14 protein-coding genes are annotated in these 12,448 nt (G+C 67.1%); 6 read left to right on the top strand and 8 right to left on the bottom strand.

From position 1 onward, the window contains the following. Positions 1-21: 21 nt before the first annotated feature. From H8S47_RS03415 to H8S47_RS03400, 4 genes are read left to right on the top strand one after another with little or no spacing between them, the layout of a single operon-like run. Entirely contained in the window at positions 22-297 is a 276-nt protein-coding gene (locus H8S47_RS03415; RefSeq protein ID WP_187502514.1) for a FeoA family protein, read from the top strand. 9 nt (positions 298-306) lie between these two features. Beyond that, the gene (gene feoB, locus H8S47_RS03410; protein ID WP_187502513.1) at positions 307-2,181 is read left to right on the top strand and encodes a ferrous iron transporter B; all 1,875 of its coding nucleotides are present in this window, start codon (positions 307-309) and stop codon (positions 2,179-2,181) included. Positions 2,182-2,189: 8 nt separating this feature from the next. Then, positions 2,190-2,783 (top strand): single-stranded DNA-binding protein, encoded by a 594-nt coding sequence (gene ssb, locus H8S47_RS03405; RefSeq protein WP_187502512.1) that lies wholly within the window; start codon positions 2,190-2,192, stop codon positions 2,781-2,783. Between the two features lie 5 nt (positions 2,784-2,788). Next, complete coding sequence (locus H8S47_RS03400) at positions 2,789-4,321, top strand: sensor histidine kinase (protein WP_328805412.1); 1,533 nt, start codon at positions 2,789-2,791, stop codon at positions 4,319-4,321. Here the strand turns inward: H8S47_RS03400 and H8S47_RS03395 are convergent. From H8S47_RS03395 to metX, 4 genes are all read right to left on the bottom strand, one after another. Then, entirely contained in the window at positions 4,318-4,698 is a 381-nt protein-coding gene (locus H8S47_RS03395) for a response regulator (protein ID WP_187502556.1), read from the bottom strand. The genes H8S47_RS03400 and H8S47_RS03395 overlap by 4 nt on opposite strands. A 94-nt stretch (positions 4,699-4,792) precedes the next feature. After that, complete coding sequence (gene metW / locus H8S47_RS03390; protein ID WP_187502511.1) at positions 4,793-5,380, bottom strand: methionine biosynthesis protein MetW; 588 nt, start codon at positions 5,378-5,380, stop codon at positions 4,793-4,795. Beyond that, the gene (locus tag H8S47_RS03385; protein ID WP_187502510.1) at positions 5,377-5,811 is read right to left on the bottom strand and encodes a GNAT family N-acetyltransferase; all 435 of its coding nucleotides are present in this window, start codon (positions 5,809-5,811) and stop codon (positions 5,377-5,379) included. The genes metW and H8S47_RS03385 overlap by 4 nt, the downstream gene beginning before the upstream one ends. Further along, on the bottom strand, positions 5,808-6,974 hold the full coding sequence (gene metX, locus H8S47_RS03380) for a homoserine O-acetyltransferase MetX (RefSeq protein ID WP_187502509.1): 1,167 nt from the start codon (positions 6,972-6,974) through the stop codon (positions 5,808-5,810). Before metX ends, H8S47_RS03385 begins: the two co-directional genes overlap by 4 nt. Positions 6,975-7,358: 384 nt before the next feature. On the opposite strand from metX, the gene hisC reads away from it, so the two are divergent. Both hisC and H8S47_RS03370 read left to right on the top strand, forming a co-directional pair. Next, positions 7,359-8,456: a histidinol-phosphate transaminase gene (gene hisC, locus H8S47_RS03375; RefSeq protein WP_398457722.1), complete on the top strand. Its 1,098-nt coding sequence runs from the start codon at positions 7,359-7,361 to the stop codon at positions 8,454-8,456. Beyond that, a complete protein-coding gene (locus tag H8S47_RS03370) occupies positions 8,456-9,364 on the top strand; it encodes a prephenate/arogenate dehydrogenase family protein (RefSeq protein WP_187502507.1) in 909 nt (302 codons plus the stop codon). The genes hisC and H8S47_RS03370 overlap by 1 nt, the downstream gene beginning before the upstream one ends. Before the next feature lie 158 nt (positions 9,365-9,522). Here H8S47_RS03370 and H8S47_RS03365 read toward each other — a convergent pair whose 3' ends face one another. Genes H8S47_RS03365 through ftsE form a run of 4 tightly spaced genes read right to left on the bottom strand, consistent with a single transcriptional unit; the run spans position 9,523 to position 12,345 of the window. Continuing rightward, entirely contained in the window at positions 9,523-10,203 is a 681-nt protein-coding gene (locus H8S47_RS03365; protein ID WP_187502506.1) for a lysophospholipid acyltransferase family protein, read from the bottom strand. Then, positions 10,200-10,736: a YdcF family protein gene (locus tag H8S47_RS03360; protein WP_398457019.1), complete on the bottom strand. Its 537-nt coding sequence runs from the start codon at positions 10,734-10,736 to the stop codon at positions 10,200-10,202. Before H8S47_RS03360 ends, H8S47_RS03365 begins: the two co-directional genes overlap by 4 nt. Then, positions 10,733-11,632: a cell division FtsX domain-containing protein gene (locus tag H8S47_RS03355; RefSeq protein ID WP_187502505.1), complete on the bottom strand. Its 900-nt coding sequence runs from the start codon at positions 11,630-11,632 to the stop codon at positions 10,733-10,735. Before H8S47_RS03355 ends, H8S47_RS03360 begins: the two co-directional genes overlap by 4 nt. Beyond that, on the bottom strand, positions 11,629-12,345 hold the full coding sequence (ftsE, locus tag H8S47_RS03350) for a cell division ATP-binding protein FtsE (RefSeq protein ID WP_187502554.1): 717 nt from the start codon (positions 12,343-12,345) through the stop codon (positions 11,629-11,631). The genes H8S47_RS03355 and ftsE overlap by 4 nt, the downstream gene beginning before the upstream one ends. Positions 12,346-12,448: the final 103 nt, after the last annotated feature.

Here is a 12,448-nt window from a genome sequence, read left to right as displayed (position 1 = left end):
TTACTGATAATCACTCGCATCATGGACACTCGCCTCGATCGTTCCGTCAGCCTCGAAACCCTGCCGCGCAAGCAGCACGCCATTGTTGCGGCAATCGAGTGGGCGCGCCTTGCAGGGCCGGAAGCACGTCGTCTGCGCGAGCTGGGCTTCGACGAGGGGGTCGATGTCGAGGTGCTGCACCGTGCGACGCTCGGCCAAGGCCCGATCGCCTGCCGGATCGGTCGCATGACCGTCGCGCTCCGTCGTGCCGTCGCCGGCGCGATCCAGGTTTTGCCGATGCCTGCCGCGGCTGAATAATCCCATAAAATGAACGCAGCACCGCTGGTTGCGCTGGTCGGCAATCCCAATGCCGGCAAGAGCGCGCTGTTCAATGCGCTGACCGGTGCGCGGCAAAAGGTCGGCAATTATCCGGGCGTCACGGTCGAGCGGAAGGTCGGGCGGCTGATGCTCGATGACGGGCGGCCGATCGAACTGGTCGACCTGCCCGGCGCGTACAGCCTCGAGCCATCCTCCCCCGATGAGCGTGTCACGCGCGACGTCGTCACCGGTACGCAGGACGGCGAGCGCCTGCCAGACGCGCTGGTCGTCGTCGTCGATGCCGCCAATCTCGACAACCATCTGCGCTTCACGCTGCAGCTGATCGCGCTCGGCCTGCCGGTCGTGGTCGCGCTCAACATGGTCGATCTCGCCGAGCGAGACGGGCTGAAGCTCGACCCCAAGGTGCTAGAACGCGAACTCGGCGTGCCGGTGATCCCGACCGTCGCGGTACGCAAGCGGGGTCTCGATGACCTCAAGGCCGCGCTGTCGGGCATCGTCGTCAACGGCCCGATGCGCCTCCGTAAATCGGACGGCAGCGTCCAGGACGACATAGTCACGCTCCAGCGTCGCGCCCGTACGATCGCCACCGCGGCGACCGTATCCGAGACGACCGTTCGTCGCTGGACGCACATGCTCGACGCGGTCGCGCTGCACCCCGTCGCCGGGCCGATCCTGCTGCTCGCGATCATGTTCCTGATGTTCCAGGCGGTATTCAGCTGGGCACAACCATTCATGGACGCGATCGACGCGGGCTTCACCGCGCTCCAGGCGTTCATCACCGCCGAAATGCCCGATTCGCTGCTCCGCTCGCTGCTGGTCGATGGCGTGATCAAAGGCGTCGGTGCGGTGATCGTGTTCCTGCCGCAGATTCTGATCCTGTTCCTATTCATCCTCGTCCTCGAGGCGAGCGGCTACATGGTCCGCGCGGCGTTCCTGATGGACCGCGTCATGGCGAGCGTCGGGCTCTCGGGTCGCGCGTTCATTCCTTTGCTGTCGAGCTTCGCCTGCGCGATCCCGGGTATCATGGCGACGCGGACGATCGACGACGAGAAGGACCGGCTGACCACGATCCTGATCGCGCCGCTGATGACGTGCTCCGCGCGCCTGCCGGTCTACACGCTGATCATCGGCGCGTTCATTCCCAACACGCAGGTGCTGCCGTTCGTCGGATTGCAGGGCCTGGTGATGCTCGGCCTGTACGTGATGGGCATCGTCGGTGCGTTCGTCGCCGCGCTGGTGCTGCGCCGGACGGTAACCAAGGGCGTGTCGTCGGGCTTCATGATGGAGATGCCGAAATACCAGTGGCCGCAGTGGCGCGACGTCGGCATCGGGCTGTGGAGCCGCGCGCAGATCTTCCTGAAGCGCGCCGGCGGCATCATCCTGACCTCGACGATCATCCTGTGGGTGCTGCTGAGCTTCCCCAAGCCGCCCGAGCAGCCCGCCGGTGCACCGAAGATTTCGGCAGTCGATTATTCGGTCGCAGGTAGGATCGCCAACGGCATCGCGCCGGTGTTCGCGCCAATCGGCTTCAACCGCGACATCGTCCTCGCGCTGATCCCGGCGATGGCCGCGCGCGAAGTCGCGGTCGCAGCGATCGGCACGGTCTACGCAATCGACGATCCCGACAGCAACCAGGGCGGCAAGGCGATGGTCGAGAACCTGCGCGGTCGCTGGAGCCTGCCGACCGCGCTCGCCTTCCTGATGTGGTTCGTATTCGCGCCGCAGTGCATCTCGACCATCGCCGTCACCCGTCGCGAGACCAATGGGTGGAAATGGCCGGCGTTCATGGTTGGCTATTTGTTCGCCGCCGCCTACATCATGGCTGGCATTACATACTGGCTGGCGGTGTTCGCCGGCCTCTGAGGGGCATCATGGCAGGCAGCGTCAACAAGGTCATCATCGTCGGCAATCTGGGTCGCGACCCGGAGAGCAAGGCGTTCCAGAACGGCGGCAAGGTCGTCAATCTGCGCATTGCGACATCCGAGTCCTGGAAGGACAAGATGTCGGGCGAGCGCAAGGAAAAGACCGAATGGCATTCGGTCGCGATCTTCAACGAAGGTCTTGCCAACGTCGCGGAAAAGTATCTGCGCAAGGGCTCGAAGGTCTATATCGAGGGCGCGCTCCAGACCCGGAAGTGGCAGGACGCGCAGGGCCAGGACAAATATTCGACCGAGATCGTGCTGCAGGGCTTCAACAGCGTGCTGACGATGCTCGACGGCCCGAACGGCGGCGCAGGCGGTGGTGCAGGCGGCGGCGGTGGTAGCCGTGGTGGCGGCGACGACTGGGCCGGCGGCGGTGGCGGCAACGACTTCGGCGGTGGTTCGTCGGGTGGCGGCGGCGGTTACGGCGGCGGTGGCAGCCGTGGCGGCGGCGCGCCCTCGGGCGGCGGTGGCGGTGCGCGCGGTGGCAGCTTCGGCCAGACCGGCGGCTTCTCGGACGATCTCGACGACGACGTGCCGTTCTGATCTCCGTGACGACGCTGACGTCTCTACCGCCAACCACCACGTTCGACGAGGTTGCACGCGCGCGCGTAATTGCGTCCTACGACGTGGCGGGCGCGCGCGCGAAGGGCCAGTTGGACGACATCGTGTCGTTCGCGGCCGAGCTTTGCGGCGCGCCGGTCGCGTTGCTGAGCTTGGTCGAGGAAGAGTATCAGCGTTTCCTGTCGCGCACCGGCACCGATCTGGAGCAGACCCCGCGCAGCATGTCGTTCTGCGCGCACGCGATGCACCATCACGAGGTGATGGAAGTGCCCGACGCGCAGGAGGACCCGCGCTTCGTCGACAACGCGCTGGTGACCGGTCCGCCGTACGTACGATTCTATGCGGGTGCGCCGCTGGTCTCCAGCGAAGGCGTGCCGCTGGGCGCGCTGTGCGTGCTGGCGCCCGATCCGCGCGAGGGGCTGAACCGGTTTCAGCGCGACGGCATGACCTTGCTCGCGAAGGCCGCGATGGGCCGGCTCGACGATCGCCGCACCGCGCGCGAGCAGGCGATGGCCGAGGCCGAGGCGCGGCGTACGCTCGAGGCGAGCGACCTGAAGTTCCGCACGCTGGCGGACACGATGCCGCAGATGGTGTGGTCGACGCTGCCCGACGGCTTCCACGATTATTTCAACGCCCGCTGGTACGAGTTTACCGGCACGCCCGTGGGGACGACCGATGGCGAGGGCTGGAACGACATGTTCCACCCCGAGGATCAGGATCGTGCCTGGGCGCTGTGGCGTCACTCGCTCGACACGGGCGAGCCGTACAATATCGAATATCGGCTGCGGCATTTCGACGGCACGTACCGCTGGGTACTCGGCCGCGCGCTGCCGGTGCGCGACGAAAGCGGTGCGATCCAGCGCTGGTTCGGGACGTGCACCGACATCCACGAACAGAAGCTCGCCTATGAAGAGCGCGAGGTCATCAGCCAGGAGCTGAGCCACCGCATCAAGAACATCTTCGCAGTGATCGCCGGGCTGATCGCATTCGCCGCACGTGGCAAACCCGAATTCGCCGGCATCGCGACCGACCTGCGCCACCGCATTACCGCACTCGGCCGCGCGCACGACTTCGTCCGGCCCCACAGCGCCAACTCACGCCCTTCCGCGGCGCAGAACAGCCTGCACGGCCTGTTGCAGGAGCTGTTCGAGCCGTATCAGCGCGTCGATGGCGTTCGCGTGATCGTATCGGGCGACGACGTGGCGATCGACGATCGCTCCGCCACGCCGCTGGCGCTGCTGTTCCACGAGCTGGCGACCAACGCGACCAAATATGGCGGGCTCGCCACCGAACTGGGCACCGTCCGGATCGCCGTAGCTGCAAGCGACGACACGGTGACGCTGACCTGGAGCGAGGACGGTGGGCCCGTCGTGATCGAACCGACGACGCCAGCCGGGTTTGGTACGCAGCTCATCGAGATGAGTGCCGTGCGCCAACTGGGTGGCAAGATCGAGCGCATTTGGAACGACTCGGGCCTGACCGTCGTGCTCGATATCCCGAAGGCCGCGTTCAGCCGCTAGACGATGCGGATGACGTCATCGTGGATCGCCGGCTGCTCGTCGCAAGCGAGGGCGGCCGCAGCGAGGATCGCCGCGTCGCTGAACGGCTTGCGGATATAACCCAGGCACTCCGCATCACCGATCTGCGCGGGATTGGCTGTGACGAACACGACCTTGACGCCGTATTCGTCCGACATCCGCTTGGCGATCTCGGGCCCGGTCGCGCCATCGCGCAGATTGATATCGACGAACGCGAAGCTGCACCCGGGAGCCGCCGCGATCGCGCTCTCGCGATCGGCCGCGATCCCCGCGACGCCGTAGCCGGCATCGGTGAGGATTCTCTCGAGGTCGAGCGCGACGAAAATCTCGTCTTCGACAATGAGGGCGGTCTTGGTCATCGGCGTGTTAACCGGTCGCCGACCGATCGGTTCCGTGGCGATACTGATCTCGATCAGCATTCGGCGACATAATATTACATTTATCGCTGTATCATTACCGCCGCAGCAGGAAAACCGCGTGCTCGGCCAGTAAATTGGCGCCCCCCGCGCCTGTCCGCTTGTCACCGGACAGGAACCACGCATCCTCGACGATGATCCCGCGCGCTTTCACGAAGCTGCGGAAATCGTCGATCGTGACGTGGTGGATATTCGGCGTGTCGTACCAGCTCTCGGGCAATTGCCGCGTCACCGGCATCCGCCCGCCCCACAGCAGCGACAGCCGCACGCGCCAATGCGCGAAATTGGGGAAGCTGACGAACGCGCGCCGACCGATCCGCAACAGGTGATCGAGCACGAGGTCGGGCGCGCGTGCGGTCTGTAGCGTCTGGCTGAGGATCGCGTAATCGAAGCTGCCATCGGGATAGCCCGCGAGGTCGATATCGGCATCACCCTGGATCACCGATAGCCCGCGCGCGACCGCGGAGGCGACGTTGTGCGCGTCGATCTCCAGCCCACGCGCATCGACGTCGCGGGTGTCGCGTAGCGCCGCCATCAGTGCACCGTCGCCGCAGCCGATATCGAGCACGCGGCTGCCTTGCGCGACGTTCTCGGCGATGACGGCGAGGTCGGTCCGTAAGGTCATGGCGCGGTCCGTAATTGCTCGGCGAGGCCGGGGGCGAGCCTCTCCATATAGCGATCGGCGCGGACCAGCGGATGGAAGCCGAGGTCGGCGTATACGCCGTGTGCGTCGGCAGTGACGAGGCCGATCCGCCGCAGCCCGGCGAACGATGGGTGGTCCAGGAACCAGCTCACCATTCGGCGCCCGAGCCCCTGCCCTCGTGCCGTCTCCTCGACCCAGACGTCGGCAAGCCACGCGAAGGTCGCATGATCGGTAATCATCCGCGCAAACCCGACTTGCGCGTCGTCCCGATAAGCACCGAGACAATGCGAGCCGGCGATCGCGCGCTTGACCAGATCGCGTTCGATTCCCGGCGACCAATAGCTGCTCGCCAGCCAGCCATGGATGCGGTCGATCTGCAACCGACTCGCGTCGTCCGAAAGGATGATCGTCATCGGCCAGCCCTCAGGAAACCGTCGACGACCCGGTTGAGATCGGGCGCCTCGAGCAGGAATGCGTCGTGGCCGTAGGGGCTCGACAGCTCGACGAAGCTGACCGGCGCGCCGGCCGCGTTCAGCGCCTGAACGATCGCGCGCGACTCGGCAGTCGGGTACAGCCAGTCGGTGTCGAAGCTGACGAGACAGAACCGCGACTTGGTCGCGCGGAAGGCGTTGGCGAGCAGCCCGCCATGCTCCTCGGCGAGATCGAAATAATCCATCGCTCGCGTGATGTAGAGGTACGAGTTCGCATCGAACCGGTCGGTGAAGGCTAGCCCCTGGTGGCGCAGATAGCTCTCGACCTGGAAATCCGCGTCGAACCCGAACGATTTCGCATCGCGCGCTTGGAGCCGACGACCGAACTTCTCGGTCAGCCCGGCTTCGGACAGATACGTGATGTGCGCCGCCATCCGCGCGACTGCGAGCCCCGCGGTCGGCGCTGCGTCGTCGTGATACTCGCCGCCGCGCCAGTTCGGGTCGGCCATCACCGCCTGGCGCCCAACCTCGTGGAACGCGATGTTCTGCGCGGTGTGCCGCGCGGTCGAGGCGATGACGACACACGCCTTCACGCGGTCGGGGAAGGTCGCGGGCCAGCTCAGCGCCTGCATCCCGCCCATCGATCCGCCGACTACCGCGTGGAGCACGCCGACGCCGAGATGATCGAGCAGCATCGCCTGCGCGCGCACCATGTCGCGGATCGTGATGACCGGAAACCCCATCGCCCAGGGCCGCCCGGTCGCCGGATTGATCGTCGCCGGCCCCGACGAGCCCATGCAACTGCCAAGCACGTTCGCGCAGACGACGAAGTGGCGTGCGGGGTCGATCGGCTTGCCCTCGCCGACCATCCGCGTCCACCAGCCGGGCTTGCCGGTGCGGGGGTGGTTCGACGCGACATGCTGGTCGCCGGTCAGCGCGTGGCAGATCAGGATCGCGTTGGAGGCGTCGGCGTTGAGCGTACCATAGGTCTCATACGCGATGTCGACCGGTGATAGCAGCACGCCGCCGTCGAGCCGCAGCGGCCCCGGCAACGTGACGCGCCGCGCGAGGCCGAAGCGCTGGTCGGTGTCGTGGCCGGTTCTGGGGTCGATGGCAGGCGTGTCGAGCATGCCGCGCGCTACCATAAGCGCCCGTCGTCATGCCAGCGCCGCATCCTCGATCCTCCCCCGCCAGGGGGAGGTGGCTGGCGCTTGCCAGACGGAGGGGGAGGAAAGGAAAACCGCTGTTGCGTCACCCTCCCCCTCCGTCGCTTCGCGCCACCCCCTGGCGGGGGAGGATCATCCGCATCGTCCCGTCATCCGTCCCCCCTCCTCCGTCATCCTGACGAAAGTCAGGACCCAGGGTAACGAGCGGTGACTTCCGTGGCTCTGGGTCCTGACTTTCGTCAGGATGGCGGGGGGAAGCGGGCGGGCTCGATGCCGACCTTGGCCAAACACCATCCCACCCACGCACAAATATTTGCCACCGCGGCACCGCGCCCGCTATGTCCCGCGGCCATGACAAACATCATGCCCGCACCCGCGCCGAAGCCCTGGATTCTGGGGATCGCGCCGTACACGCCCGGTCGCTCGACGACCGACGATGGCCGCACGGTGATCAAGCTGTCGTCGAACGAAAATCCGCTCGGCACCAGCCCCGCCGCGAAGGCCGCGTTCGATGCTGCCGACCGGACGCTGGAACGCTACCCCGATGCCGGCGCGACCGCGCTGCGCGAGGCGCTCGCGGCGCATTACGACCTCGACCCGGCACGCGTGATCTACGGCACCGGCTCGGACGAGATCCTGCATCTGGTCGCGGGCGCCTATGCCGGCCCGGGCGACGAGATCATCCATGTCCGCTACGGCTTCGCGGTCTACGAGATCGCGACGCGACGGGTGGGGGCGGAACCCGTCATCGTCGACGACCGCGACTACGCCACCGACGTCGACGCGATCCTCGCCGCGGTCACCGAGCGCACCCGCGTCGTGTTCGTCGCCAACCCGAACAATCCGACCGGCACGTTCACGCCGCGCGCCGAAATCGCGCGGCTGCATGCCGGCCTGCCGAAGTCGGTGCTGCTCGTGCTCGACCAGGCCTATGCCGAATATCTGTCGCCGGAAGAGGACGATGCCGGTCTCGCGCTGGCGATGACCGAGGCGAACGTGCTCGTCACGCGGACCTTCTCGAAGATTCACGGGCTGGCGGCGGAGCGGATCGGCTGGGGCTATGCCTGCGCGCCGATCATCGACGCGATGCACCGCATCCGCGCACCGTTCAACGTGACCACCGCGGGCCAGGCCGCCGCCGTCGCCGCGATCGCCGACACCGCCTTCGTCGAGGCGACGCGCGCGCACAACGACCAGTGGCGCGGCTGGTTCGTCGAGCAGATCGGGCAGATGGGCAATGCCGGGCTTCGTTGCGTACCGTCCAAGGCGAACTTCGTGCTCGTGCTGTTCGAGGGCAAGCTGACCGCCGACGCCGCGTATCACGGGCTGATGGAGGCGGGCTATATCGTCCGCTGGCTGCCCGGCCAGGGCCTGCCCAACGCGCTGCGCATCACGATCGGCACCGAGGAGGAAACGCGCGGCGTCACTGCGGCACTGCGCAACCTGGTCGAAAGCGCCTGATGCTGCCGTTCGCGCGCGTCACGATCATCGGGCTGGGACTGATCGGCTCGTCGGTGGCGCGCGCGGTACGGGAAACGATGCCGACGGTCCGCGTCACCGGCTACGACGCCGACGCCAGCGTGCGCGAGGCGGCAGACCGGCTGCAGTTCTGCGACGACGTTGCGGACTCCGCCGGCGCAGCGGTGATCGACGCCGACCTCGTAATCCTGTGCGTCCCCGTCGGCATCATGGGCGATGTCGCGCGTGAGTTCGCAGCCGAACTCCCCGCCGACGCGGTCGTCAGCGACGTCGGCAGCTGCAAGGCCGAGATCGTCCGCGCGCTGACCGAAGCCCTGCCGAACGCGATCGTCATCCCCGCGCATCCGGTCGCTGGCACCGAGCGGAGCGGCCCCGAAGCCGGCTTCGCGACGCTGTTCCGCCACCGCTGGTGCATCGTCACGCCCCCCGCAGGCGCAGACCCGGTCGCGGTCGAGCGTGTCTCCGAATTCTGGCGCAGGCTCGGCGCGCAGGTCGAGACGATGGCGCCCGAGCATCACGACCGCGTCCTCGCCGTCACCAGCCATCTGCCGCATCTGATCGCCTACACGATCGTCGGCACCGCAGGCGATCTGGAGGAGGTGACCCAGTCCGAGGTCATTAAATATTCCGCCGGCGGCTTCCGCGACTTCACCCGGATCGCGGCGTCGGACCCGACCATGTGGCGCGACATCTTCCTCAACAATCGCGAGGCGGTGCTGGAGATGTTGCAGCGCTTTTCCGAGGATCTTAGCCACCTCCAGCGCGCGATCCGATGGGGCGACGGCGACGCGTTGTTCGACCTGTTCACGCGGACCCGGGCGATCCGGCGGAGCATCGTCGAGCAGGGGCAGGACGACGACGTGCAGGATTTCGGGCGTACGCACGGGTAAATAGAAGCCCCCCCACCGTTCAGAAGCACGCCACCCCGGCGGAGGCCGGGGCCCAGTTGGGGAACGTCGCTGATGTGCGTTGCGCACCGTTACTCCGGCCTACCCAACTGGGCCCCGGCCTCCGCCGGGGTGTGGACTTGTTGGGTAAGCCGTTCGACCTAATCCAGCGCGTTCATCGCCGCATGAACCCGCTCCTCCGCCTCTTCACGCGGCAGGCCCGGCGGCACCACCTCGCCGAACCGGAAGGTGATCACCCCCGGCAGCTTCGACCCCTTCTTCGGCCACACAAGTCCGCTGTCGCAGGCGATCGGCACCGTCGGCATCTTCAGCGCTCGATACAGCCCTGCGAAGCCCGGCTTCAGCGGCGGATGCTCACCGGGCAAAACGCGCGTCCCCTCGGGAAAGATCAGGATCGAGCGGCCAGTCGCCTTGGCCGCGCTCGCTTCGCGCATCATGTTGCGCATCGCTTTGGCCGACGCCTCGCGGTCGACCACGATCGCGCCGTATTTACGCGCCGCCCAACCCCAGGCCGGGATGTCGGCCAGCTCGCGCTTCAAGACGATCGCCGGGCCGTCCAACAACGCCTGCAATTCGAGCGTCTCGAACATCGCCTGGTGCTTGCAGGCGTAGAAAGCCTGCTCGGTCGGTCGCGTCCCCTCGACGCGGATATGCACGCCCAGGATCACGCGCGCGCACCAGCGATGGAAGCGCGTCCAGATCGTCGAATGCACGATCACCGCGCGCGAGCCGAACAGCGCGGAGATCGGCACGGTCACCACGATCGGCACGGAGATCGTATAGAAAACGAGCATGAACGCCCAGTTACGCAGCCAGATCATCCGCCATATCCAATCCACAACGCGATCCGGCGAAGGATCAACTTGTTGTATTCGTTGACCAAGGTCCCGAGCCTCGGCGTACCCGGCACGCCGTCGCCGAGAATCACCACATTCTTGTCGAGCGCCGCCGACAGCTCCATCCGGGCGCGTGCGACATGCCAGTCCGACGTCACCAGCCGCACCGACCGGTATTTGTGCACCCGCACCCACTGCGCGGTCTCCTCGGCGTTCGACCGCGTATCGACCGCGTCCGCACCAAGATCGATACAGCAGGCGAACAGCGCGGGCGACGTCCGGTACTCCAGCGCAAGATCGATCGGCCGCACGCCCGGCGCGACCCCGGTCACGAGCATCCGCTTCGCCTGATGATCGCGGAGCAGCGCGATGCCGCGGTCGATCCGCCCTGCCCCGCCGGTCGGCACGACGATCGCATCCGTCGTGAAACCGTCGAGCGGCTTGGGCAGCAGCAGCATGAACATCGCGAACCCGAATGCCCAGGCGAGACCCAGGGTGCCGAAGAACCGCACGATCACAGGATGTGCCTCAAGGCGCGGACGATCGTGACGCGCGCCGCGAGCGTGGCGAGGACGACGAACGCGACCGGAAGCAGCGCTAGAAGCACCCAGTCGACCCCGCCGAGCGTCACGCCGCCGAGCAGTTCGGAGCCCAATCCGTGCAACCGGATGCCGATGAACCCGACCACCAGCAGCGCGACGACACCGCCGCCAACGCCACCGATCGTCGCGTCGAGCGCGATCCGCCGCTGGAACAGCCGGGCGACCTGGAGATCGGTCGAGCCGAGCATGTGCATCACCGCGATCGTCGCGCGGTGCGTCTCGAGCCCGGCGCGCGCGGCGAGCACGACGACGGCAGCCGTCGCGCTCGCCATCAGCAGGACCAGCGCCAGTGCAAGAAACGTCAGCGCGCGCATCACATCGTTGACCGGCGACATCCAGCTTTCATGCCGATCGACGCGGATGGTTGGGCCGAGCCGCCGCACCGAGGCCGCGACACCCGCGGCCGCCGCCTCGCCGTGATCGGCGAGATCGATGTCGATCATCGCCGGCACCGGCAATTGCGGATCGGCGCCGTCGGACCCAAGCCAGGGTTGCAGCAACCGTGTCAGTTCGGCGCGATCGACCGGCGTCGCTTTCGCCACCGCCGGCATCCTGCGCAAGGCGGCAAGCACGCGCGCGGCGGCGACGTCACGGCGCACCGGATCGCCATCGACGATCTGCACCGTCAACCGTCCCGCCAACTGCCGATCGAGCAGGCGCGCCGCGCCCGCCGTCGCGAGGCCAAGTGCCGCGGCGAGCATCGTCAGGAACAGCATGATCGCCATCACCCACGTCATCGCGCGCAGGCCACCGGCTTCGTCGAGGACGCGCCGTTCGGCCGAAGACCGCGTTTTGGTGGCGCGACCGATCATTCGGGCCGCGTCGGCGGATAGCGGAGCGACCCCGTCGGATCGAGCAGCCGCCCGCGATCGAGCCGCATCATCTGCGCGCCCGGAATCCGCCCGAGCAGATGGAAGTCGTGCGTCGCGACTACGACAGTCGTCCCCAGCTTGTTGAGCGATTCGAACAGATGCAGCAGCCGCTCGGCCATGTCGGGATCGACATTGCCGGTCGGCTCGTCCGCGACGAGGATTTCGGGGCGGGCGATGACGGCACGCGCGATCGCGACGCGCTGTTGCTCGCCGCCCGACAGCGTCGCCGGACGCGCATCGGCCCGCTCGGCAAGCCCGACCCAGGTGAGCATCTCGCGCACCGGCTGCTCGATATCCGCCTCGGGCATGCCCGCCACCCGCAACGGCAGCGCGATATTGTCCCAGGTAGACAGATGCGGCACGAGCCGGAAATCCTGGAACACCACGCCGATCCGGCGGCGAAACCCCGGCAGGCGATCGCGCGACAACACCACCGCATCCTCGCCGAACAGCCGGATCACGCCGCGCGTCGGGCGTTGCGCGAGATACAGCAGCTTCAGCAGCGAGGTCTTGCCGGCGCCACTCGCGCCTGTAAGGAAATAGAACGCACCGCTCCGCAAGGTGAAGCTGACGTCCGACAGCGTCTCCGGTCCAGCGTCCGGACCCGAGCCGTAACGAAGCCCGACATTCTCGAATTGGACGATATTCGCCATGACGTGGTTGCGCCCGCTTTCGCCCGCTTGATGCCCGTGCCAATGCCCGTATCGGCGCTTTCGCATGAAAGCGCGGGCCGCTTCAAGCTTGCCACATCCGTCG

The sequence above is a fragment of the Sphingomonas albertensis genome (assembly GCF_014358075.1).
Taxonomy (GTDB): domain Bacteria; phylum Pseudomonadota; class Alphaproteobacteria; order Sphingomonadales; family Sphingomonadaceae; genus Sphingomonas; species Sphingomonas albertensis.
This window is presented reverse-complemented; position numbering and strand designations above follow the sequence as displayed.

What these genes read in the sequence shown, in the direction of transcription:
- H8S47_RS03370 (WP_187502507.1), top strand. Translation starts at nt 8,456, where the DNA reads ATGCTGCCGTTCGCGCGCGTCACGATCATCGGGCTGGGACTGATCGGC.
- feoB (WP_187502513.1), top strand. Translation starts at nt 307, where the DNA reads ATGAACGCAGCACCGCTGGTTGCGCTGGTCGGCAATCCCAATGCCGGC.
- ssb (WP_187502512.1), top strand. Translation starts at nt 2,190, where the DNA reads ATGGCAGGCAGCGTCAACAAGGTCATCATCGTCGGCAATCTGGGTCGC.
- ftsE (WP_187502554.1), bottom strand. Translation starts at nt 12,345, where the DNA reads ATGGCGAATATCGTCCAATTCGAGAATGTCGGGCTTCGTTACGGCTCG.
- H8S47_RS03395 (WP_187502556.1), bottom strand. Translation starts at nt 4,698, where the DNA reads ATGACCAAGACCGCCCTCATTGTCGAAGACGAGATTTTCGTCGCGCTC.
- H8S47_RS03415 (WP_187502514.1), top strand. Translation starts at nt 22, where the DNA reads ATGGACACTCGCCTCGATCGTTCCGTCAGCCTCGAAACCCTGCCGCGC.
- H8S47_RS03355 (WP_187502505.1), bottom strand. Translation starts at nt 11,632, where the DNA reads ATGATCGGTCGCGCCACCAAAACGCGGTCTTCGGCCGAACGGCGCGTC.
- H8S47_RS03365 (WP_187502506.1), bottom strand. Translation starts at nt 10,203, where the DNA reads ATGATCTGGCTGCGTAACTGGGCGTTCATGCTCGTTTTCTATACGATC.
- H8S47_RS03385 (WP_187502510.1), bottom strand. Translation starts at nt 5,811, where the DNA reads ATGACGATCATCCTTTCGGACGACGCGAGTCGGTTGCAGATCGACCGC.
- hisC (WP_398457722.1), top strand. Translation starts at nt 7,359, where the DNA reads ATGCCCGCACCCGCGCCGAAGCCCTGGATTCTGGGGATCGCGCCGTAC.
- metW (WP_187502511.1), bottom strand. Translation starts at nt 5,380, where the DNA reads ATGACCTTACGGACCGACCTCGCCGTCATCGCCGAGAACGTCGCGCAA.
- metX (WP_187502509.1), bottom strand. Translation starts at nt 6,974, where the DNA reads ATGGTAGCGCGCGGCATGCTCGACACGCCTGCCATCGACCCCAGAACC.